At 51.3% G+C, this 22,274-nt stretch carries 22 protein-coding genes; 13 read left to right on the forward strand and 9 right to left on the reverse strand.

Translation table 11 applies throughout. From position 1 onward, the window contains the following. Nucleotides 1-3 precede the first annotated feature (3 nt). The 3 genes from EDB94_RS14080 to EDB94_RS14090 form a co-directional block, all read right to left on the reverse strand. Entirely contained in the window at nt 4-1,188 is a 1,185-nt protein-coding gene (locus EDB94_RS14080) for an efflux RND transporter periplasmic adaptor subunit (RefSeq protein ID WP_108019722.1), read from the reverse strand. Between the two features lie 47 nt (nt 1,189-1,235). Further along, a complete protein-coding gene (locus tag EDB94_RS14085; RefSeq protein WP_108019724.1) occupies nt 1,236-2,537 on the reverse strand; it encodes a TolC family protein in 1,302 nt (433 codons plus the stop codon). Nucleotides 2,538-2,826: 289 nt separating this feature from the next. After that, nucleotides 2,827-4,080, reverse strand: a complete 1,254-nt coding sequence (locus EDB94_RS14090; RefSeq protein WP_260312596.1) for a porin — start codon at nt 4,078-4,080, stop codon at nt 2,827-2,829. Nucleotides 4,081-4,415: 335 nt separating this feature from the next. Here EDB94_RS14090 and EDB94_RS14095 point away from each other — a divergent pair, with 335 nt between their 5' ends. Further along, on the forward strand, nt 4,416-4,712 hold the full coding sequence (locus EDB94_RS14095) for a hypothetical protein (protein WP_108019726.1): 297 nt from the start codon (nt 4,416-4,418) through the stop codon (nt 4,710-4,712). Between the two features lie 695 nt (nt 4,713-5,407). Beyond that, complete coding sequence (locus EDB94_RS20915; RefSeq protein WP_260312597.1) at nt 5,408-6,211, forward strand: ATP-binding protein; 804 nt, start codon at nt 5,408-5,410, stop codon at nt 6,209-6,211. A 30-nt stretch (nt 6,212-6,241) separates the two neighbouring features. Here EDB94_RS20915 and EDB94_RS14105 read toward each other — a convergent pair whose 3' ends face one another. From EDB94_RS14105 to EDB94_RS14125, 5 genes are all read right to left on the reverse strand, one after another. After that, nucleotides 6,242-7,783 carry a hypothetical protein gene (locus tag EDB94_RS14105; protein WP_108019730.1) on the reverse strand — a complete coding sequence of 514 codons (1,542 nt, stop codon included), beginning with the start codon at nt 7,781-7,783 and terminating at the stop codon, nt 6,242-6,244. Between the two features lie 73 nt (nt 7,784-7,856). After that, the gene (locus EDB94_RS14110) at nt 7,857-9,263 is read right to left on the reverse strand and encodes a hypothetical protein (protein ID WP_108019732.1); all 1,407 of its coding nucleotides are present in this window, start codon (nt 9,261-9,263) and stop codon (nt 7,857-7,859) included. A gap of 248 nt (nt 9,264-9,511) precedes the next feature. Then, nucleotides 9,512-10,501, reverse strand: coding sequence for a porin (locus EDB94_RS14115; protein WP_260312598.1), 990 nt, complete (start codon nt 10,499-10,501; stop codon nt 9,512-9,514). A 273-nt stretch (nt 10,502-10,774) separates the two neighbouring features. Then, nucleotides 10,775-11,869: a saccharopine dehydrogenase NADP-binding domain-containing protein gene (locus EDB94_RS14120; RefSeq protein WP_108019736.1), complete on the reverse strand. Its 1,095-nt coding sequence runs from the start codon at nt 11,867-11,869 to the stop codon at nt 10,775-10,777. Further along, a complete protein-coding gene (locus tag EDB94_RS14125) occupies nt 11,866-12,441 on the reverse strand; it encodes an SRPBCC family protein (protein ID WP_108019738.1) in 576 nt (191 codons plus the stop codon). Before EDB94_RS14125 ends, EDB94_RS14120 begins: the two co-directional genes overlap by 4 nt. 185 nt (nt 12,442-12,626) lie before the next feature. On the opposite strand from EDB94_RS14125, the gene EDB94_RS14130 reads away from it, so the two are divergent. The 10 genes from EDB94_RS14130 to EDB94_RS14170 all read left to right on the forward strand — a co-directional run bounded on the left by EDB94_RS14130 (nt 12,627) and on the right by EDB94_RS14170 (nt 19,073). After that, nucleotides 12,627-13,520, forward strand: coding sequence for a cation transporter (locus EDB94_RS14130; RefSeq protein WP_108019740.1), 894 nt, complete (start codon nt 12,627-12,629; stop codon nt 13,518-13,520). A 4-nt stretch (nt 13,521-13,524) separates the two neighbouring features. Continuing rightward, nucleotides 13,525-14,049, forward strand: coding sequence for a signal peptidase II (gene lspA / locus EDB94_RS14135; RefSeq protein ID WP_108019742.1), 525 nt, complete (start codon nt 13,525-13,527; stop codon nt 14,047-14,049). 24 nt (nt 14,050-14,073) lie between these two features. Further along, nucleotides 14,074-14,424 carry a DUF3703 domain-containing protein gene (locus tag EDB94_RS14140; protein ID WP_108019743.1) on the forward strand — a complete coding sequence of 117 codons (351 nt, stop codon included), beginning with the start codon at nt 14,074-14,076 and terminating at the stop codon, nt 14,422-14,424. A 102-nt stretch (nt 14,425-14,526) separates the two neighbouring features. Further along, nucleotides 14,527-15,441 carry a cation diffusion facilitator family transporter gene (locus EDB94_RS14145; RefSeq protein WP_108019745.1) on the forward strand — a complete coding sequence of 305 codons (915 nt, stop codon included), beginning with the start codon at nt 14,527-14,529 and terminating at the stop codon, nt 15,439-15,441. Between the two features lie 14 nt (nt 15,442-15,455). After that, complete coding sequence (locus EDB94_RS14150; RefSeq protein WP_108019747.1) at nt 15,456-15,917, forward strand: hypothetical protein; 462 nt, start codon at nt 15,456-15,458, stop codon at nt 15,915-15,917. Between the two features lie 29 nt (nt 15,918-15,946). After that, entirely contained in the window at nt 15,947-16,411 is a 465-nt protein-coding gene (locus EDB94_RS20785) for a bile acid:sodium symporter (protein WP_219908293.1), read from the forward strand. Continuing rightward, nucleotides 16,408-16,905 (forward strand): hypothetical protein, encoded by a 498-nt coding sequence (locus EDB94_RS20790; protein WP_219908295.1) that lies wholly within the window; start codon nt 16,408-16,410, stop codon nt 16,903-16,905. Before EDB94_RS20785 ends, EDB94_RS20790 begins: the two co-directional genes overlap by 4 nt. A gap of 47 nt (nt 16,906-16,952) precedes the next feature. Next, nucleotides 16,953-17,591 carry a thioredoxin domain-containing protein gene (locus EDB94_RS14160; RefSeq protein ID WP_108019749.1) on the forward strand — a complete coding sequence of 213 codons (639 nt, stop codon included), beginning with the start codon at nt 16,953-16,955 and terminating at the stop codon, nt 17,589-17,591. 22 nt (nt 17,592-17,613) lie between these two features. Beyond that, nucleotides 17,614-18,456, forward strand: a complete 843-nt coding sequence (locus EDB94_RS14165) for a cytochrome c oxidase assembly protein (protein ID WP_108019751.1) — start codon at nt 17,614-17,616, stop codon at nt 18,454-18,456. Then, a complete protein-coding gene (locus EDB94_RS14170; RefSeq protein WP_108019753.1) occupies nt 18,453-19,073 on the forward strand; it encodes an SCO family protein in 621 nt (206 codons plus the stop codon). Before EDB94_RS14165 ends, EDB94_RS14170 begins: the two co-directional genes overlap by 4 nt. Before the next feature lie 389 nt (nt 19,074-19,462). On the opposite strand, the gene EDB94_RS14175 is transcribed toward EDB94_RS14170, so the two are convergent. After that, nucleotides 19,463-20,788, reverse strand: a complete 1,326-nt coding sequence (locus EDB94_RS14175) for an ethylbenzene dehydrogenase-related protein (protein WP_108019755.1) — start codon at nt 20,786-20,788, stop codon at nt 19,463-19,465. Between the two features lie 1,097 nt (nt 20,789-21,885). Here EDB94_RS14175 and EDB94_RS14180 point away from each other — a divergent pair. After that, nucleotides 21,886-22,107, forward strand: a complete 222-nt coding sequence (locus EDB94_RS14180; protein ID WP_108019757.1) for an antitoxin Xre/MbcA/ParS toxin-binding domain-containing protein — start codon at nt 21,886-21,888, stop codon at nt 22,105-22,107. The last annotated feature ends 167 nt before the right edge of the window (nt 22,108-22,274 follow it).

A 22,274-nucleotide genomic window follows, 5' to 3' on the forward strand; every position in this document is an offset into this window, starting at 1 on the left:
GTTTTAGTGTCCGTGAGCGGCGCTGCGGCCACTGGCGGTAATGGCCGACATCAGATCAAAAGCGCCCACTGAAACCACTTCCGTGTTTGCGCTGATGCCGGACTTAATCTCTATCCAGTCGTTTGCCTCCTTGCCAAGTGTGACGGGAACCGCCTTGTAGGCTCCCCCTTCACCACCCGGAACAAATACAACGGTCTCATCGCCGATGGTTTGCACGGCATCGTCTGGAACTAGCGGTAGTGATGCCCCCGATTGAGTCATGACTCTCGCTTTGGCATAGGTATTTGGACGAAGGTCGCCGTTGGGGGATTCGAGCACGACTCGAACGGGAATGGTGCGGGTTTCCTCATCAAGCTCATTTGAGACCCAGGAAACTTCCCCGGTATGAAAGCGGTCCGCGACAGACTTGGAGAAGACCTGAACTTCATCTCCGACGGATACCCTGCCAATATCAGTTTCCGCAACTTGCAACATCACCCACACCACAGAGGTATCGGCCACAGTAAAAGGCGTGTCTGAAGCGCTTAAGGTTTGACCCAACCGGGCATCCATGCGCTCAATGCGCCCCTGGATAGGAGAACGGAGCGCGTACTGTGCGAGACTGCTATCTGCGCCTGACGAATCACTGCCAAAAACCTCCAGTTGCTCACGAATCGAATCGTACTCCGCTGTAATCTCAAGATAAGCGGCCTTGGCGTCCAGGAACTCTTCTTCGCTGGTGAAGCTTTCACTCCGCAATTGCTTTTCTCGCTGATACTCCGCAGTCGCGGCTTCTTTCCGAGCTTTCAACGAGTTCAGGCGGGAACGAATGCGTGCCAACTCAACGCTGTTCAATGTGGCCAACAACTGGCCTTTTTCAACCTGGTCCCCCAGATCAACAGCCAGTCGCGTAAGCTTTCCCTGCAATAACGGCCCTACCTCAGCGACGCGATCCGGAACATAGTGAACTTCAGCTGGCGCAGTGACGATATTGTCAGCACGGCCTCGGGGTACCGTCACAGTCTGCACGGAGAGTAACTCCCGCTGCTCTGGAGTCAGGTGAACCTCGCGAGCCTCACTGCCTTCAGCCGCGTGCCCAGCCTCATCCTCTTGGTGCTGCCCTCCTTCGGCGTTTTCGGCGCCAGACACCAGTGGCTGATAGACCAGAAAACTGATCGCGACAAACAATATCTGCATATTTCGAATCATCTAAACACCTTCGATGTAAGAGAATGTTCAACCATTAATTTTTTTCATCAGGACCCGGATGACATTGAAAGGGCACCACCGGTGCTCACTTCCAATGCCCGGACGGCGTCGATATAGTCGTGTTGCACTTGGACGTATTCCTGCCTCACCGACAAAAGATTGTCCTGGGCGGCCAGGACATCGGAAGCATCGACTTTTCCCGCCTGAAGGGCTTTCTGCATCAGTTGCAGCGTTTCCTCCGAACGTTCGAGAATCGACTCGTTCATCTGGCGCAATCTGCGTGCGGCGGATTCGTACTGGGCCACAGCGGATACGACCTGGCGCTCAGTAGCCAAACGTAGCGCCTCGGCCTCAAGCTCGGAGATTTTCAACTGAGCCGAGGCCTTCCTTTTTTCACCGGAATAATCATGAAACACGGTCAGAGGCATCGACACACCTGCACCAAAAAGGTTGGATCTTTCCTCCCGCTCGTAGAATCCGAATACTTTCAGGTTCGGAATCGTCAGGCTCTTGGCCAGTTCCAGGCTGGACTCATTCGCAGCAATTCTCTCGGCCGCCGCCTTCAGATCCCCTCTCTGGCGCTGAGCCATCGCGACAAGCCGATTAGTTGGTGGCAAGTTGGCACGAACTACATTGAGTTCTCCCGTCACCCCAACCGCATCGGAGGGGGACACTCCAAGAACTTCCGTCAGGTCAATTTTTGACTGCCTAAGCTTTTGCGCCGCTTCAGCCTTTTGATTTTTAGCTCTTGCCAAGCCAATGACGGCGGTATTGAGCTCAATTCGAGTCTGCTTACCCCGCTCAACGGACACCTCAACCAGCTCTTTGGTTCGACGCATCAGCTCAACGGTGCGGGTTGCAGTTTCCAGCTCTTTCTGAGCAAGCAGTATCTTGAAGTAAGCTGACCGCACTCGCGCTTTGGTGGCCACTTTCAGGTATTCGAGTTCCTGCTGTTGAGAAGTGAGAGCGCTCTGAGCACGCGACTGACCGAGATCGCCCCGATTGCCCATCCAGACTTCCTGAGTAACCCGAACCTCGTAGTTCAGTGACTGATCCGCCTGATCTGGATTGTCACGGCCACTCAGCTCAAGCTCTGGGTTGCTTGGCGCCCAGCGGCTGGCATGGTCGAGCTCAGCTTCTTGCATGGACACTGCAGCCCGTCTCAACGCCAACACCGGGCTATTCTCAAATGCCATTGCCATTGCCTCATTCAAGGAGACAGACTGGCTGGCCTTGGCTCGCTGGAACTCCTTGAGTGAAACGCTCTCCCCGGCAGTGGCAGCCACCGAAGGTATGACGTTCAAGACTCCGGGTACTATCAGCACCCACAACAACAGTCGTTTGTTCATTCAATATCATCCTGGCTATTTGACTGAGATACATGAATCAGCGTTTTCGCCGTAACTACCAGGACAACCCTACAGACAGACCTTTAAATCAGTCTGAATTCGGCCTAATCAAACCTAAACTCGTACGGGGTTCGAGCAAACTATGGCGGGGTATATTCAAAAAGTGGTGAAAGAAAGGCACAAAAGAGGAGGGCATCATCCAGCACATAGGAGGGAGCGGAAACAAAAAACGACGGGCCTATTTAAGCCCGTCGTTGGGTCCAACTGCGTGAAGCAACACTATGAACGATTAAAAATCGAACTGCGCAGCCAGTTGCAGACGAGTGTTGTCAGCAGACTCACCGTTGGCCAGCTCTTTGTCCGCGAAGGAAAGCTCCAACCCCAGCGTTACCGGGTCAGCAACTTTGTAGAAGTTGCTAAAGTGAACGCTTTGCAGGGTTTCAAAGGAGTTCGGGAACAGATCTGCTGGCTGATCACCCTCTACGCGCCCATAGGACAGTCCAGAGGAGAACTTTGGCGTCCACTGCTGACTGATAGCAACGTTGGCACCGTATGCCTCAATGGTTTCAAGATCGCCGTTGGCATCAATGTATGCCTCGCCAATGCCAGAGCGGCTAGCGCTGCTGTCATTATTGCTGAAGGAACTGTAGATGTAGCGTCCCACGCCGTCACCAAAGATCGCCCCTGCCATGACCGTGGTGGCGTCGGTGAGGTTTAGTCGGCCAGCAACCAAAACGCCATAACCAAAGGCGTTATCATCGCCCGTAGCAGTTGCAGAGTCAGTCTGCAGCGAACGTGCCAGGCCGGCAACTTCAATGCCACCTGCACTGCCTGCCCACTTGTACTTGGCAGTCAGATCCGGCGCATTATCGCGAGAGTCTTCAAATCCGGTGGTTTCCGGATTCTCAGCGGAGACTGAGAAGTTAGCGCCACCGCCAAGAGGCATCGTGTAGCGCAGCTGTGCCTGACGAATAAAAGAAACACCTACAGGGCCATCAAAATCAACAGTAGACGGATATGCGGTAAATTGCATGAAGTTACTCCAAGTCTGACCCGCAAGCAGACCGTTCAATTCGCCATAGGCGTGACGTATACGCAGGCCTCTGGAGTTGGAGAAGATTTCGTTACCGCCACCACCGTAGAAGTCACCTTCAACGGTGGTCTTTACCTCGCCCGCGTCGGTTGGAGTGGTTGTCTTGATGCGGACACGTGACTGCCGGGCATGGGCGCGAAAAGAAGGATCGCTTTCATCGTTAGCAGTGTCGAGGCCAGCTACGAAAAGACTGTCACCCATGTCCTGATCAAAATCGTAAATCATGTCCAGCTTGACATAACCACCGATTGTTACGGCGGTATTGGTGCCGGGCACCATCCAACCTTCCGAACCCTTGCTTTCCGCCATGCCATCCAGTTGACGCTGCAAATCATTTATTTGTGTCTGAAGTTCAGTTGCAGATTGCGCATGAACAGACGGGGCCAGCAGACCCGTTACCGCAAGCGCCAGTGTTGCTCTCATCGCTAACCTGAGTTTATTAGTTTGCATTGTAAATCAGTCTCCATGAGCCTTCGTTGTATTTCATCTGACCGGTAATTGGCATCGAACAAACCGACCGCTAGCGCGTCTCAGTTGTAGGCCACTTCCGGTAAGTGGGTCGTTGATCTCGCACTTTTCGCCAAATCAACGACTTGCCATTAATAGCAGATGAACTTGAAACGAAATTGAAAAAAAAGCCCTTTAATACCTTTGTATTAACGATCCCGTCGCCCCCGTTTTTCTAACCGTGCTCTCTTTTCATCATCTAATTCTATTTTTTCAAGCTGAGTTAAAGTTCATCTGTTTCCATGAGGGTGAAGATCATTCAACTTAAAGGTGAATCTATGAGAAAACATCTTTTGCTCACATCTCTAGCATTAACCTTGGCTGCAGGAAGTCTCCATGCCGCTGAGGCTAATAACAGTAGGCTGGCACAAAACATGCTCTCCGAAAGCGGCATTCAGGACATGAAGAGGCAGCATAGAGTAATGACACAGGCAGCCGCATCTGAAGCGGGCATGGAGGCTCGCCGAAAATTGATGCTATCGAATAAGGACGATATCTATCACGAGATGATCAAATCGGGAGATATCAATCTATCTGAATTGGACCAGTTTTCAAAAGATCAGTTTAGTCATTAGAACAAGTTTCGCACTAAGCGCCTGTGGATTTAAGAATATAATTCTTCCGATAAATGACGTTTCAAAGCCAGTTGCATCGTGAATGGTCTCCACCATTCCGTCTTGCCGCACTACTTTTGTAGTGCGGCTTTTTTAGTCCTAGATTTGATCGATAACAACTTCTAACCAACTGCTTGGCAAACAACATGCCTAGAAAACAACGACGCCCTTCAATAAAACGGAAACTGCTTACTTTTCTGACACTAACGGGTTTCGCGTGTACCGGGCTAATATTCTTCTCACACACCCTTTTAATCGACTATATCCATGACGAGCTTCACAGACAGCAGCTACAGGCTGCAGCTAACCGGCTCTCAAAGATACTAACAAATGATAAAGAAGAAATTACAAAATCCTCTCTCAGAAATTTTTCATTGTCTCAATATTCTGTTCACATCGAAGACAGTCAAGGCCGGAGTTTTACAAGCGAGAACATTAAACCGAAATTACAGGTGGTAGAATCGTTCAGAAAGCCTGGAATTTTTCACATATCGGATGATGATCGATCAATCCTTGGCTACTACAAATTGTTTAATAAAAGGCAAGATAAACTAAGCGTTACTATAATTGAAAGAAGCTCCTACTCCCCAAACACACTTGACAAAATCCATGTTATTATATGGATCATATCGTTTACAATTCTCGTTACGATATCAATGATCATATTTATTGGGGTAACTATCGCACTAAAACCTTTAAAAATGATGAGCGCCCAATTAACTTCGCTTAAAAAGGGTGAGCGTAATAGACTGGATGAGAGCGTACCTGAAGAATTCGATGAACTTGTCAAACATCTTAATCGTCTATTAGAGTCGTACGACAAAAAACTTGCCCGTTCACGCCACCTAGCCGCAGATATTTCTCATAGCTTAAAAACCCCCCTTGCCGTCATAAACTCCATGATCAATGACGAAGCCATTCCCACCACAATCGCGAGTCAAATTAAGTCTCAACTGTCTGAAATGCACGAGCTGATCGACACTCAAATGAGAAAAACCGAAATGTCCGGTCAGTACATTGGAAAGGCGACACCAATCATTGAGAGAACTCTGGCACTGGTGGACGTCGTCAGCCGAATCTATCCTTACAAACAGATCCATCTTCAAGAAACATTACCCAGAGAGCTTGTCTGGCCAATTGATGAGCGTGATTTTAATGAGATCTTGGGCAATGTTCTTGATAACGCTAGCAAATGGTGCTCCCAGGAAGCTCATCTACACTTGAAACTTCACGATGACATTTTGACTATTCTTGTTGAAGATGACGGCCCAGGAGTGGCTTCACACCAACTTGCCGATCTTACCAGGCGCCAGAAAAGATTGGATGAAACAACTCCTGGCTACGGTCTTGGACTTTCAATCGTTCAGGAAATCATAAATGACTACGGTGGCGCCATGCACTTTTCAACATCACCTAAAGGCGGTCTTCGGGTTCTAATCGAGCTTCCCAGAAGCATTTGACGACTACAAGGGCAACTTATCCAGCTTTAGTCAGCGACCAGCAGGCATAGCACCCCGATACACCAACGTCTCAACGTCAAAACTGTCGCTTTGAACTGAGTTTTCATCAGGCGACATAAAGAATAACCCTGTATTGCCTGATACGGGGGACACCGGAGCCGACGTTAGAAGACTTTTTGACTGCGTTTTGGGGGATTTCCCGGATCTCAGTGTCAACCAATCAACTCGCGTCTCATAAACACCTATCCTATCTTCGGCTGCACTGGATTCCTGTGGAATCCCGATATTTACTGCGTCCTCACCGGAGCGTACGAGGAGGTTCGGCAAGAACAGTGTTTGCCTCGGACTAAACACCGCCTCAGGCGACACGTCGTAAGTCATATTCCTGCCCGCAATCCGGTTTCCAATCTTGTAGCCCAGACGGGGTCCCTCTGTGCCAGCAGGGAAAAATGAAACCTCCCCTTGAGAGACGGTCACCATATTCAAAGGTCCCGATTTGCTCTGAACAACGGCATCGATTACCCGAAACACTGGCGTGTATCGGCTTAATTTTTCATGATCGGCCTTATCAAGATCAGGCCCGTTTGGTGAGATTGATATTTGATAAACCTCTGAACCAAACCCCTGATCTGAGTAGAAAGACTGCCCGAGAATAGTTTCCCGGCGGCCGTCAGCATCCAAATCCTGCAATCCCAATATTAAGGGAATGAAACCAATGGCTTCGGCCTTCCCCTCGGCCAACTGGATCAAAGAACTTGAAACGCGACGGCCATTCCACTGATTCAAAATGAGGTTGTATGAGTTTTCTGAAACGTACCAGTCCATTCGGATGACTTTCTCCCGACGGGGCACCTCAATGGACGTCAGGCTCTGAACAGCCCCACCGGAATCAACATGAAAAAAGCTGAGTTTGTTTCCATGCTCCGCCGCAAAATAGTAATCGCTGCCAGAACGAAACGCGGACAACGACTTTGCGTTGATGGGCAGTCTGGCAAATGGAGACGCTAAAGCTTCCTCCTCCTCAACCGAACCTACCCGACCTTCTTCAGCATCGGTCTGTACAATGCCGACCAACCAGGTGTTATTGTAGGTCGCGACGGCTTGACCTCTACCAGTAACCTGAAAACGCACCAATGGCAGATCACTTGACGCCTCTGGCTCCTCCCGCCACAGGAGATCAGGAAACCTGGATTTCAACGCCGGCGTTACCGGCCTGGGATCGCCGGCTCTGTCAGTAAACACCGCTGGAATACCGTAGAAGCGCTTCGATACAGCTCCAACGGAGGGCATCGTTCCAAACAGCACTTTCCCTACCGCCCGATCCTTTCCGATACTCTCGATACCGATGACTGAAAGGTTTTTTTCCGGGATGCCCGCATCGCCAGGTTCCCGCAACACAACAAATAAATCACCCACCTCAACACTGGTATCGCCAACTGTGAGGGAAAGCACTTTTTGATCACGATCTACCTGAGTGACTTCTGCCTTTGCTGGATGCTCGCGCTCAACCGCCTGTACCGCGCCAGCTAGTAGTAGCATCAGGAACACAAATACTGGAGAACGAGTCATCATAGGAAAAAGTCACTCAATGCGGATTCATTTCGTATAACGAAAACGGGGTGGCGCTCCCACCACCCCGTTTTTGTTAGAACTTGTACCTTACCCGACCGGCGACATGAACAATGTCCTGATCACTTTTGCCGTCCTGCAAGGCAGTTTCCTCCAGCGCATCCATGGCATCGCCTGATGCCAGGTATGCAGCTTCTGCCGCGAGCTCCAGCGAAGGGTATGGGAAATAGGAGATCTTGGAACCAAATTCCAGTCCGAGATCTTTTGAGGACGATCCATCTGCAAGTGCAATATTCTCAGCCAAGCGGTTGTAGACCATCATTCCGCTGACCGTAATATTGGCCGCTAGTTTATGATCGAGCTGAAGCTTGTTCATGAAATACCCTTTGTCGAGGATATAGGGCGTTTCGGCGAAGTAGTCATCGCTCGTCATGTTTTCCTGAAAAATCATACTGTCGCTGAAGTCGACATCCGTGGCGATGAAGGCGTCGAAGTCCGCATCTTGCTCATTGCCATCGCCCGATGCGTAGAGCAAGGTGTACGTCAGTTGGTTTGGTCCAAATTGCAGCCCGAGCTCGCCGCGTCCCAGAAAGGTGGAAAGGTCGTAGTTCGTATTGGGATTCGTAGCACCATTCAAAGGAACGAAATTGACCCCCTCTATTGTGCCGCTTTGGCCAATCACCGTACCCTTCACGAACATGCGGCCTAGCGACGTCTCCTGATCATAATCCATCTCCACCCCAAAGCTTGAAACGGAATATTTGGAGTTATCAGCGATGCTCTTCAGTTCATATTCCCTGCTATTTACCGTACCTACTCCCTCAGCAATTTGATCATTCATCTGATAGAGGTAGAAAAGGCCTGCGCTCAGGTTCGGTGAGTAACGCTTGTTCAGGTTGATCGCGAAGTTGTCCGCGCCATCCCAGCCTTCGTCCTGTTCTGAGTCGACGCCGCTCTCATTGGAAGAGTCACCCCGCCCCCATAACAACTGATAGTCAAATCCAGAGCCCAGTGAGCCTTTCCAAACAGCGGCTGTGGCAGTTTCATTCCAGACATGTCGGTTTACTGACACTGGCTGCAAGCCTAGCGATACGCGCTGATCTAGCGTGTTGGGCACCAAAAAATCCACATAAGCCCACCGTGTTTCGATGTTGACACCATCACCGGAATAGTCGCCACCCGAGCCCTCACCGTAGCGGATGCCACCAATCTCCGTCGCAAAAACACCGGTAACTTTTTTGTCATCGGAAGTTGCTTTCGCCCAGAAGCGATATTTGACCTCGCCGAAGCTCTCGGTCGGCTCGTCATCTTTCAGCGTACCGCCACCTGAGTTACCACCAGAAAACCAGTCTCTTTGATTGGTGTAAGCCTGAAAGCGGTTATCCATATCACCGTGGAATTCAATCTCCGCTGCCGTCGCGGCCCAACTTCCCGACAGTGTTGTCATCCCTGCAATTGCAGTGGCCAGAATGTTGCGTTTCAACGTAATCCCCTCCAGTTTCTTTCTTGATTGTTTGTGATATCCGATTCGTACGGATCGTGGCGTAAATCTTAAAACCAGCTAGAACAACGGACTAAAGGTCAAAAAAAAGGCGGGAATGAAGCATTCCCGCCATTAAATAACCTTAGTTAACTCGCACGTAGGATCTCACACGAACCTTAAATGAACTTGAAATCCGGAAAAGATTTCAGATACGTCGGTCTCCCTGTATTCAGCGACCGCGCTCGACCCTACATGGAAAACTTATGCTCGAAGCCCACACCAAATGTGGAGTCCTCAGAGTCAGCCAAGTCCGCCTCCACCTGAGACACGTAAGCATAAACCTTACTCTTGCTAGCCAGTTTATAATCGAGCCCCAAGGCCAGCAGGGTTAGCTCCTCGTTTGTTGTCTCAGCTTCTGTCAGTCCGTACTGCGCCTTGATCTTCCAACGCTCAAGGTTAACGGCACCGCCAACCAGATAAGACGTATCTTCTCCAGGGCCATCGCTTTCTTCTGCTAACTGGTAAACTGCACCGACCTCAAAGTTACTCAATCGGACCTTCCCTACGGTTCGCAGGATATTGAGACGACTATCGCCACTGGAATCGGCTTCCAGTGAATCTTCGATATCAGAATCGTAGGCAATACTGCCGTAGAAATGTTCGTTCTCAAACGTAAAAGAGCTGGAAACTGCATCCGCGGGTCCGTCGTTCTCTGCCCCAGCTGACTGCTCTTCACCCGGGATGACGGCAACACTAACGCCCACAGCATCAAACAGACGTGGGGAACTGTATTGAACAATGTTGCTGGTCCGATTTTCACCAGCCATGATATTTTTTATATCCGCCTGTAGGTCGTTGAACTGGTCAACCTTGCCCTGCGCTGACTTTAAAGGTGTGTCAAATTTTCCCGCAATCAGTGCACCAAGGTTCGCCTGCTTGAAGCCACCGTAAATATTACGCTGAGAGAAGGTTTGGCCATCTTTATCTCCATCATCAATCGATATTTCAAATTCTGCTTTGTAGATCGCCTCCAAGCCTTCGAGGTCGGTATTGAGCGCCCCTTTTACCCCCAGACGGGACGCATTACTCTGGAGCTTCCAGGTATCGCTATTACCGTCGTCCTGGTTTTCATACGAAACATTGGCTTTGCCGTACAGGATAGGACCGTCCGCCGCGAGTGCATTCATTGAAGTTACTGCAACCCCACCAAACACCAACATTGATAGACACTTATTCATGGACACCTCTTCAGATTAGATAGATTCAAAATGACACTTGAAGTCTTTCAAATGCTGAGTAGATGGTGCCTTGTACCTATTGCAAAACTGTTACATTTAAATATTTTTTCGATTTATTTCAATAACCTAAGTTAAAAACTTGCTATTATATCCTTTGACACTGAATTGAACTTGAATATAAGCGGCCGTCTTCATACATTGCGTCGTGGGCACGGAAGCGCTTTCCGTCTGACTCCAGATTCATCCATCAGATTTTTCTGTTCACTTCCCGTACTACTCACCAAATCGATACCAGAACCCCTCTTCCTGAAGCTTATCGGGAAACCTCTTGTCTTGACTGGCCCACTCACCCAGATATCCATAGCCCGGGCGCATGCCTGCAGCCTCCATAAGAGACGTGCAAAGGATCGCGGCAGGGATTGCGGTTGCGCGATACAGATCAGAATGGCCAATTGATATTCGGCGCGATGCGCCATCAGCTCGGCTCTCTGCGGTCAATACCAGGCCGAAGGGCTTTTTGGTAAAGCGCTGAAGAGCTGAATAGAATGCGCGTTGACGCGATTCGAATGAGAAGCATCCGAGTATGCCGGTTCTCTCGAACGTCATCAGCGCATCGGTTACCGGGTTGAGACCAGCGTGGTAAAAGCTGAAGCGCTCAAGGGAGAGCTCCTGCGGTAAGGCTTGAAGTTCATCCAGAAAAACCGGAACACAGATGCTGCTTCCCAACCCGCCTTCAAACCTTCTATATCGAACGTCCCAAACACGGGAGTGTATCCATCCACCATTATATTTCCAACCCTGGCTTTCAGCGGCAGTCAGGATGTCGGCAACACCGCCCCAGCCTATGTCGGCGGATCGATAACGCCCATACATCTTAATGTCCGTCACTGTCCCCGTAGAGGCCTGGCAAAGCCATCGAGCCAGCCACCCAGGCAGCCCCGGATCAGCACCTGCATCCAGTACGAATCGGCTGTCGCTCGCCTCAATGCGTGTCCGCATGCTCTGAAATATTTCAAGCTTGCGCGGATTCGGCGTGATATCGATGTAGTCAGCTCGATTCGCGATACAGCCTTGAACCAGGCTCTCAATTGCAGACACCGAAAGACCACACGCGACAATAACGACATTCTGCCCATGCGGGCATTGCCTCGTTTGTTCAGCGTCGGCCACATCAACTGACCTGGCGCTGAAACGCCCTGTGGCACCGGCTTCGCGATCTAACTTTTCCGCCCGTTTGCGCCCTTTTTCCAGCGACCGGCCTGCCAAGACAATCTTGCCTTCGATCCGTTGCCCCAAAAGAGTTGCAATGGCCGTTCCTGCAGCTCCGTAGCCGCCAAGGATAAGTACGCTCTTGCTGCCCTGCCTCATCGTTGTTCAAGCTTCTTTTTGACGTACTCCAGCTCAACCCTGGTATGTCGCGCTGCGTCTGACTCGATATCCATAAAGGCGGACATGAACCAACTCAAGGCTCTGCCTTTGAAAGAATCGGGAAAGACTCCGTATACCCGATGAGAGAGACGCCATCCTTTCTCGGAGCCCGTCTTTTCAATTCGTAAATCTCCTCCCTCGAACACGTCAACGATGTCGAGCCCCCAAAGGCTATAGGTGGTTTCGGCTGACCATCTGTAACGTGTTGGCGGAAAGACGTCGTACACGCGCCCGTCCAGAACCCCTTTTATTCCACCAACCGTTTCGACCTGGAAAAACCTAAGCCCATCAACAAAACCCGTACCTTGTCGGCTCGTTACCTCAGTCAAAATGTGAGCATCGTTCGATCGGTGAAAGGTGCCTTCGAAATCGGTCACTGCTTGCCAAATATCTGCACGAGGCGCATTCACAACGACACTCTCAGTGACGTCCACTTTACGGGGATTGAAACCCGCAAAGATCATGAGAAAAGCGACGATAAAAAGCATGGTAACCGCTATCTTTCGTCCCATGGCACGCCCCCTTTTTTTGTCAGACCTATTAACCGTCAACCCTTTAGTTGCTACAGGGTCAAGCCGCAAGCCGTCGAATCGCGGCGGATTCACCAGTGTCGCCAAAAACTAACGATTAGCATTGACCCTGTAGTAGCTACAAGGTTTAAAGTAACGGAACCTTTGGGAGAATCGGAACCGCTGAAATGAGTAGCGACTGTAATGGACAGTGTGGCAGTGAAGTATCTGTCGTCGACAATAGCTTTAAGGGACCCACCACCGCTTCTGACGCCCAAGTCAGCATTTATAAAGTGCCCAAGATGGATTGCCCCTCGGAAGAACGAATGATTCGAATGGCGCTCACGGGTTTTGACAACATTCAGTCACTCTCATTCGACCTATCGAATCGAAAGCTGGAAATTATCCATCAAGGCGAAACCGGACCTATTACCAGCAAACTGGAAACCCTGGGTCTGGGCGCTTCCTTGCAGAAGACGGAAGACGCCAGCCCTGAGTCCCTCAGGGCGGCTGAATTGTCTCATGCCAACGAGACTGAGGAATCCGGCACTTTATGGATACTGCTGGCAATCAACGGCCTGATGTTTCTGGTCGAGATGACGATGGGCCTGATCGCGCAGTCTGCTGGCCTAATTGCAGACTCGCTTGACATGCTTGCTGATGCGGCCGTTTATGGTCTCGCTCTTTACGCCGTCGGGCATGGCATTCGAATGCAGGTCAGAGCGGCGCATGTTGCCGGTATTCTCCAGCTTATCCTTGCCGCTGGGGTACTCGTTGAAGTTGGCAGGCGCTTTCTGTTTGGCAGTGATCCGCAGTCGCTGATGATGATGGCCGTCGCATCTGTGGCCCTTATTGCCAACATCAGCTGCCTGCTTCTGATTGCCAAACACCGCGAGGGCGGCGCCCATATGAAAGCCAGTTGGATCTTTTCAGCCAATGATGTGGTTATCAATCTGGGAGTTATCCTTGCGGGACTTCTTGTTGCCTGGACCGGCTCCAACTACCCAGACCTAATTATTGGCGGCGTTGTGGGTGGCATTGTACTCATTGGTGCCAAGCGCATCCTTGCACTAAAAGGATAATTCGATGTCTGAAGACCGCCCAAGTGTTTCAACGCCTACCTTTCTCGGATTTTCCACCCTGGTAGCGCTGGTCGACCAGCTTGTTAAATGGCTCGTCCAGCAGTCCATGGCTTACGGGCAATCGGTTGAGATCACCTCTTTTTTTAATTGGGTGCACGTTTGGAATAAAGGCGCAGCCTTCAGTCTCTTTGCCGATGGCGGGGGCTGGCAACGCTACTTTTTTATCGCAATAGCCGTTGTCGTCTCGGCTGTTCTGGTCAAACTGATTCGGAACAGCCATCAGCGAACAGAATCCTTGGCCTTAGCGATGGTACTTGGCGGCGCATTCGGAAATGTCATCGATCGGGTTTTTCGAGGCTATGTTGTCGATTACCTGGATTTTCATTGGCAATCCTGGCATTGGCCGGCGTTCAATCTTGCCGACGTCTTTATAGTCCTGGGCGTGATCATGATTTTGGCCACTAGCTTTAGAACCCAAAAAAGTCCCGATGAACAAGTGGAAGACCCGCGCTTAAAAACGGGCGACTAAGGAAGAGAGTAGGAGGAGGAATCAATGCACAGTGAATTGAAACGCTTCTTTGGTGCGGAACTTCAGGCTGCCCACGAGGCAGAAAAACGGGGCGATTTCCAGTCTGCCTTCACCAATCTTGAACGCGCCCATATCCTCAGCCAGAAATACGCTCTAGCGCACGCCGGAACTCATATACGGATGCTCAGACTGGGTTGGCGGACGAGAGATGCTCGCGAAGTCCTTGGGCAGCTTACTCGGGCGATTGCGGCCCTGCTCTTCTCCCGCATCTGGGTTCCGGTTGGAAACACAGGGCGCGCAAACGTCAGCGCTTTTACGCCCATGCCGTTACCAGAGGATTTGGCACGCGCATTGGAGGAAACACGCGAACGGTAGGTTAGCTGCCTAAGCAGGAGACGAAACCAACGGTATGCATTTGACCCTATAGCTACTACAGGGCTCATGACTGAATACACACCTTCTTTGATAGAGGCCGACATGCACGACCACAGTCACGATCACAGCCATCATTTCGACACTCATAACCGTTCATTTGCGATTGCAGTGTTTCTCAACACGCTGTTTGTGGTGATTGAAGCGGTGTACGGGGTCCTTTCCGGTTCGCTGGCATTGCTCGCCGATGCGGGCCACAACCTCAGCGACGTGATGGGGCTGATACTGGCCTGGGTAGCCAGCTGGCTTGCCAGCAAAGCGGCAACCTACAGCAAGACCTATGGCCTCAAGAAGACCACCATCCTGGCGGCCCTTTTTAACGCGCTTATTCTGATCGCTGCTGTTGGCGGCATCACCTGGGAAGCCATTCAACGCCTGACAGAGCCTGCCGATGTTGCGGGTCTGACTGTGGTGATCGTGGCTGGTATTGGCGTATTGATCAACGGCGCCACCATGATGCTCTTTCTCAAAGGGCAGAAAGGCGACATCAATATCCGCGGCGCTTTTTTACATATGGCCGCAGATACAGCGGTATCAGTGGGCGTGGTGATCTCCGGTACGGTACTGATGTTTACCAACCTGACCTGGATTGATCCCATCGTCAGTCTTGTTATCGCCGCTGTGATCTTTGTTGGCACCTGGCAGCTACTGAAAGATTCCGTAAAACTGGCCGTCGATGCCGTTCCCAAGGGCATTGATCCTTCGGCAGTCCATGAACGCCTGGAGAATCTACCTGGCGTTCAATCGGCCCATCACCTTCACATCTGGGCACTGAGTACCACCGAAAATGCCCTGACCGTGCACTTGGTGAAGCCCAATTCAGAAAGTGATGACCAGGTTATCAGTGAGGCCGCTGACATGCTCAAAGAGCACTTTGGCATCCAGCATACGACCATCCAATGGGAACGTGAGGATGATCAATGCCCAAACACCGCCCACTGCGCGACGCAGTTCAATTGACAAGGAATGTAAGTGTGCGTGTAGAAATCTCAACAACCTTTCCCGCGCCCGCGGATGACGTTTGGGCGCTGGTCAAGAAAAGCAAAACACTGCTTTTTGTCTGTAAGGGCCTCCTGGGTTTTGGTGACGCCAAACATTTTCCGCAGCAATGGAAAGAAGGTGAGACGCAGGTTACACGCTTACAGTTTTTTAACTGCGTTCCTGCGTGGAGACATTCAATAACGTTCGAAAAGATCGACGATAACAAGCGAACTCTTTCTACTAAAGAAGGCGGAGGGTTGGTCCCCGTCTGGGACCACGTCATTCGAGTTTCACCTAACGGGAACCAGGCCTGCACCTACTTGGACGAGGTGGAGATCAAAGCGGGCGTTCTCACGGTCATGGTGTGGTTATACGCCCAGATTTTGTACCGGTATCGCCAGCTTCGTTGGCGAATCCTGCTACGTAAAGTTCTTCAAGATGTAACATCGAATTAATTGTTGAATCACCAAGGCGCAAGGACCCCATGCGAGACATAATTGAACGCCATCAGGTCTGGGCCTACCTCATCGCTGTTGTCCTCGGCCTTTTCGTAGGTTGGAAGACTTCTCCCGGCGAGGTTGTGCCGGACTACCTGATCTGGACACTACTCGGGGTTCTGCTCTACGCCACATTTACCCAAACTCCGTTGACTCATCTGTCAGGTGTATTCCGGGATCGTCGGTTCATGGGTGCCTTGCTGACCGGCAATTTCTTGGTGATGCCAGCGATAACCGCCTTGTTGGTATTGGCACTGCCAAACAATGATGCGCTGAAGCTGGGCGTGCTTCTGGTATTGCTGATGCCCTGTACCGACTGGTTTGTCACCTTTACTCATCTGGGGAAGGGGGACAGCACCCGAGCCATTGCGGCAACGCCGGTTCTGCTGATTGCTCAATTGGTTCTTCTGCCACTGTACTTGTGGCTCTTCCTAGGCAACCAGTTGGGGTGAATCTTGAGCTTGAGCGGCACCTCCTACCTGCCTTTATCGGGCTGATTGTCGTTCCGCTTATCCTGGCATTTCTGACGCAAACATGGGCCGAAAACTCCAGAGGAACTTCCCGGTTCGTTCGCGCAACGGGACTGATGCCAGTTCCTCTACTCACAATCATACTCTTCATAATCTCGATGGCACAGGTCAGCCAGATCGCCAGTACCAGTGGCATTGTCTGGATCTTGATGGTTCTTTTTCCGACTTATCTACTAGCAGCGGCATTGGTTGGGAAAGTCCTGCGCCAGGTCTTCCAGTTGCCGCCCGAGACCGGACGAACGATTGTCTTCAGCCTTGGCACGCGCAACTCCTTTGTGGTTTTACCTTTGGAACTGTCAATGCCAGAAGCCTGGGCGGCGGCCGTTGTGGTAATTGTCGTCCAGTCGTTAGTGGAACTGTTTGGAATGATGTTCTATCTGAGGTGGGTGCCCAAGCGGCTGCTACCAAACACTTAAAAGTCTGACACCAATAAAACTAATCAAAAAATATATGGAGATCTAACGTGCGAACCCGAACTTTGGTCGTGAGCCTCATCCTTTTCTGCCTAGCGGTATTCACTGCCGCTTTTGTTGTATATGACCGCTCTCAGGTTACTAGCGAAACTGCCACTGTCGACAAAACTCCCTTGGTAAGGGACTATTCTCCTATCATAGGCCCCGAAGACGCACCGGTAACCATTGTTGAGTTCTTCGATCCCTCCTGCGAAGGGTGTCGGGCTATGCATCCCTATGTGAAACAGATTCAGGCTGCGTACCCGGAAAAAGTGCGCCTGGTCCTGCGCTACGTTTTGTTTCACAAAGGCTCGGAGGAGGCCGTCAGAATCCTGGAGACGGCTCGCGAACAGAAGGTCTATAAGCCGGTGCTTGACGCTGTCATGGAGGCACAGCCCCAATGGCATGATGACCCCGATATCAAGGCAGCATGGGATGCAGCAAAGTCAGCGGGACTCGATGTTGAGGCCGCCCGTGCCAGTATGAACTCTCCCGAAATTGACGGCATTATTCAACAAGATGCTGCGGACGTTAAAGGGGTCGGAATTTCTGGTACGCCGACATTCTACGTTAACGGAGAAAAGTTGAGTCGGCTGGGGCCTCAGGAACTGTACGACCTTGTGACGTCCAAGGTAGAGTCATCGAAATAACAACACCAGAACCGGCAACGCTATGTCACTGCTAGACTACCTTCTACCCTACGATTTCTCGCCGCTAACCGTGCTGAGCTACATGCTCGTGATGGGGTTCTATGGCATCGGACTGCTTCGGATGCCGGATCAGGATCGGCCGGGCGCGCTGCGAATCTTTGCTTTCACATTGGGGGTAATAATCTGTTATGCGGTGATGCAGACCCGCTTTGATTACTACGCGCAGTACATGTTCTTCGTTCATCGGGGCCAGCACCTGATTCTTCATCACATCGGACCTATCCTGATCGCACTGTCCAACCCCTTGCCGGTCATGCGGTTCTGGTTTGAAAAAATAAGCCCGGGCTGGAAACGCAAACTCCGGCCTCTGGGTTGGATTTATCAGGTTCTGCAACAGCCCTTCATCGCCCTTTTCCTTTTTGTTGGGCTCATTTATTTCTGGCTGTGGCCATCGATCCATTTCGACGCCATGCTCAGCCGGGATCTGTACTGGGTCATGAACTGGAGCATGTTGCTGGATGGTCTGCTGTTCTGGTGGTTGATCTTTGATCCAAGACCGCCGGCGATCACCTCATCACTTGGGTATGGCAGACGCATGTTGGTTCTGGCTGCCGCAGGTGTGCTTCAGATGTTTCTTGGGGCGTGGATCGTGTTCTCACGTGACATGGTTTACGACGTTTACGAAGTCTGTGGCAGAGCCTGGCCGCTGGACCCGGAAGTCGACCAGCTTCTGGGCGGCATGCTGACCTATATCCCTCCAGCCATGATGAGCATCCTTGGCATTCTTCTGATGCTCCGGCGAGCCATGCATCAGGACGGAAAATATACCAATCATCCCAAAAAACTGAAGGAAACAACCTCATGAGGACCGGTTTCTGGCGACAGCCCACCAAAATCGTACCGGCCATTTCAATGATGGTTTTGGCCATGTTGCTTACGGGTTGCCTCGGCAACGACGAAGACTGGCATGGGAAAAACATCAGTGGCCTGATGCCTGAGCTTGAGTTCGACCTGATCAACAGCCAGGGCGACCCTGTATCTGGCAGCAATTACAGTGGCCGCGTAAGAATGCTGTTTTTCGGGTTTACCTCATGCCCCGATGTGTGCCCGACTGCCCTGCAAAAACTTAATCAGGCAACCAGTGGCTTGTCTCCAGAGCTTCAGGACGAAGTGCTCACTTTATTCGTGAGTGTCGACCCCAAACGTGACAAGCCTGAGCGCCTCGCAGAATACGTCGATTTTTTCGGTGATAATATTGTCGGTCTCACCGGAAAAGAGCAGCAACTTCGGGAACTGGCTAAACGCTATCGGACAACCTTCGGTTATGACGAACCTGGCCCAGACGGCAACTATGCGGTTTCCCACAGTAGCGCGATTTATGTATTTGATCGCGAAGGCAACCCTCGCTTGTTAATGCGGCCGGACCTGAGCAAAGAAGAAATCAGACACGATCTCGTTGCTCTTGTTCAGGAAGACTCTTGAGCACAGTAAAAGTAAATTCCCCTGTTCAAATCTCCTTGCCCAGGGCCTTCCGCATTAACAAGCGAGGGTTGCCTTTTTTCAATACTGCCTACGGATCTGGGGGGCGATCATAAAGCTTTCTTGAGTTGCGTTATTAACTGGGTAAGTCCAATCCATTAGAGGGGGTGTCATACATATCGGGGGAAGTCCATACGGAGACCAGTTCAAAGTTCTTGATCGGCTACCCGAATGTCCGCTTTGCGACCTCCCGCATCCCAAGCAATACCTAAACAAAAGCGAACATTGATGCCTCTCACCCAACTACGACCAAAACGCCATGGGCGTGAGTAACTGCCAGGAACACTGAAAATAGAGCGGGGGACAGCACCGTGTCTGTCCGCACACAAAGGTTATTCCAGACTGACGGCTGTAATATCTCCGCCTCGGCCAATCCCAACGGAAACCGGGAATGACACAAAGTGGAAACGCGTTGTGACGTTGTCGTCATGTATGGCAAAGCCGAAGGTGTAGGTGTTGCCGCGCTCCAGGGCGATGTCGTCGCTATTGCCAGTGTCCAGCGGCCTGATCCAGGTCACAACCCAGTTGCCGTCCTCCCACTTGCCTCTAATCCGCGTATTGTCCGCCGCCGACCCGCGAGCGTCGACGCGACTCAGAAGCCGGCCAGGAAGTACGTCGCCCTCCCGCCAGTCGGCGTCGGGGTCATACAGGGTAGCGTTTTCCTCGCGGATCAGGGCCGCTGGCTTCGGGACACTCTCGATGTCCGCTATGGTGAGAGATTTCCTGCCCACTTTCTCGGGATCGAACATGTATTTGGGGATCATGGAGTCGCGATCAACGTTCCAGGAGAACGGGTTTTGGCCTTCGTCAAAAAGGCGGTATCCGAGCACATAGCCATCGTCTGCCATGTCAACCGGGTTGCTACGGGCCGCTCGCCACTGCATCAGTTCCAGAAACATTCCTCGTTCCTTGATCTGCGCCAGAACCTCCGCTGGCTTGACCTTGTCCCAGCTTGCGGATGCGTCGGTACGCGAAACCGGAATATATTTGCGCACGTCCTTTCGACCCAGACCACCGTCGCCCAGATACGGGTGAGAACGGACCGTTTCGGTTGTAGGTTCGCCCGGCATGTCCCGCATGCCGTTGTGGCAGCTGAGCCAGCACCCCTGTTCGGCAAAACGTTGCACATCACCATCGTCGATCATGACCGCAAGACGGTCTTCGTACAGGGGCGGTTCCTGTCCCTGACGCACACGCTTCGCAGACCGCGGACCGCCATAGAACGCCCATGCCTGACCATCGTAACGCATATAGTTGTGCATTATGCCGGGCCGATCGGCTTGCGTCCGCCAGTTGAATCGGAGGTACAGGTTTTCCTCATCGTGGGCCGCCTGGATAGCCAATCGCAGTGACCCTTTCTTGCCTTCGATGGGATTGGGTTCCAGCTGGCCACCTGAGACGATGTCTTTACCCATGCTCTGTTCGTCGCCATTGTGGCACCGCGTGCAGCCGGTGCCACGTCCCACCTTACGCGCACCGGGGTGTTCCGGGCTGTGCAGCCACTGAAAACTCGATTGCCCAGGGTAGAACAGCGTAATCTCTTCAACCGGTAACGACTTCCAGTCGATGGAGGGGGTTGTGTCAGCGAGAGCTGAACTTGCCAGCCAGATCGTAGCGATGACAATTACGGTGGAATTTCTCAATGAAGTCGGAAACATAGCGCTTTCCCTGCAAGATATGAGAGGTCCGGCGAGACCTTTAATGTGCCCTTAATACCTTTGCTCATTCCAACAACAATAGACCTAATTTGTCCATAACGCGGGCTAATATGGTTTACGGTGAGTCTCGGCTGTCGGAACCCTACCTCCGAATACAAGATTAATTCTCTGCGTCCTGCTATTGGCAAAAACTAGTGGCCAAGGCGACAGGCATTTCGTCGAGAAAGAACCAAGCTGTCTGCCAGTGCAACGTTGTTGCGATTGGGGATGACGGGGAGCTCATAGTTGCTGTTGCCCAAGTTACTATAATCAAGGCTGGTGCAAAGATATAACCATGCCAGCCACGGCGACGGCTACTGCATTGTGGCTTCGCCTCCATTCCGTAACCGCGTGCTGAGCGGCGTTATCCCTAAATCTGAATGTCCGCTTTGCGACCAATGCGACTCACGGATCTTGGCTAAACTAAACCGACCACTAGGGCGCTGAAGTCACTGACATGGTAATGGGCCTTTATATTGAGGCGTTTACATGAACGATCAAAAGGCTGAGACCGCCATGTCAGCTCTTTAGTTCTGTTTAGTAGTGAAGTTTACTAATTTAGTAGGAACGATTACTAAAGTGTACTAAGTCAGAACGAAACACCAGGAACCGCAAGCTTTCTCCGAAAAACAACGAGCACTGTATTCGGATTTGAATATTCTGGGTGGAGTAAATGCAGGGGTAGGTCAGTGGCTCCAAACCGCTGCGTGAACCGGGCGTTACTGTCCAACCCGAATGTCCGCTTTGCGGCCGTTAGCTTTTACTTTGGCATCTGCGTGACTGTTGCGATTTGGATCGGTCCGTTGCTTCGGTATCGATGAGAAAACGACTTCAGGAAATTAACTGAACGTGAACACCCGGAGTACAAACTCCGGTAAGTGATGCGTTAAGAAATGACGTGTTCACGTTCAACCGGTATAGGTATTCACGTTCGCCGGAATACGCAGCAGCTCTTCGTATGCTCAAATTATGGGTGAGGCAGGGGCTCGATACCACAGAGCAAACTCCTACTAGTAAGCGCTGAATGCAATTTCTCAAATCTCGTAGAGGCAAACGTTATGGAGAATCAATCTGAAACACAGTTGCGCACAATGGCACAAACGACTGTTCGCGATGTGATTGATGTTTACGAAGGGGATGTAGAGAGTGCGATCCTGTGGTTATTGGCACCGCTTCCGGCTCTGAATGGGAAAAGGCCTGTCGATTGCTTTTCCGATCCAATAAAGATACTCGAACTGCAAGCTCTGCTTAGAAAGGTTGATCAAGGCGACTTCTCGTAGAATTACTCTGCCTCGAATGATACTGAGATCAAAAGCAAGGCTCTCGGCCCAAGCTGGGTCAGAAACCCCAGGTGTAGTGGCATAGTAAATCTGGCCACCTGATTTTGAGTGTATGATCACTCACATAATGAATCAGGTGAAGACGATGGCGAAAACTAGAAACTTCA

Source organism: Marinobacter sp. 3-2 (assembly GCF_003751355.1).
GTDB lineage: Bacteria > Pseudomonadota > Gammaproteobacteria > Pseudomonadales > Oleiphilaceae > Marinobacter > Marinobacter adhaerens.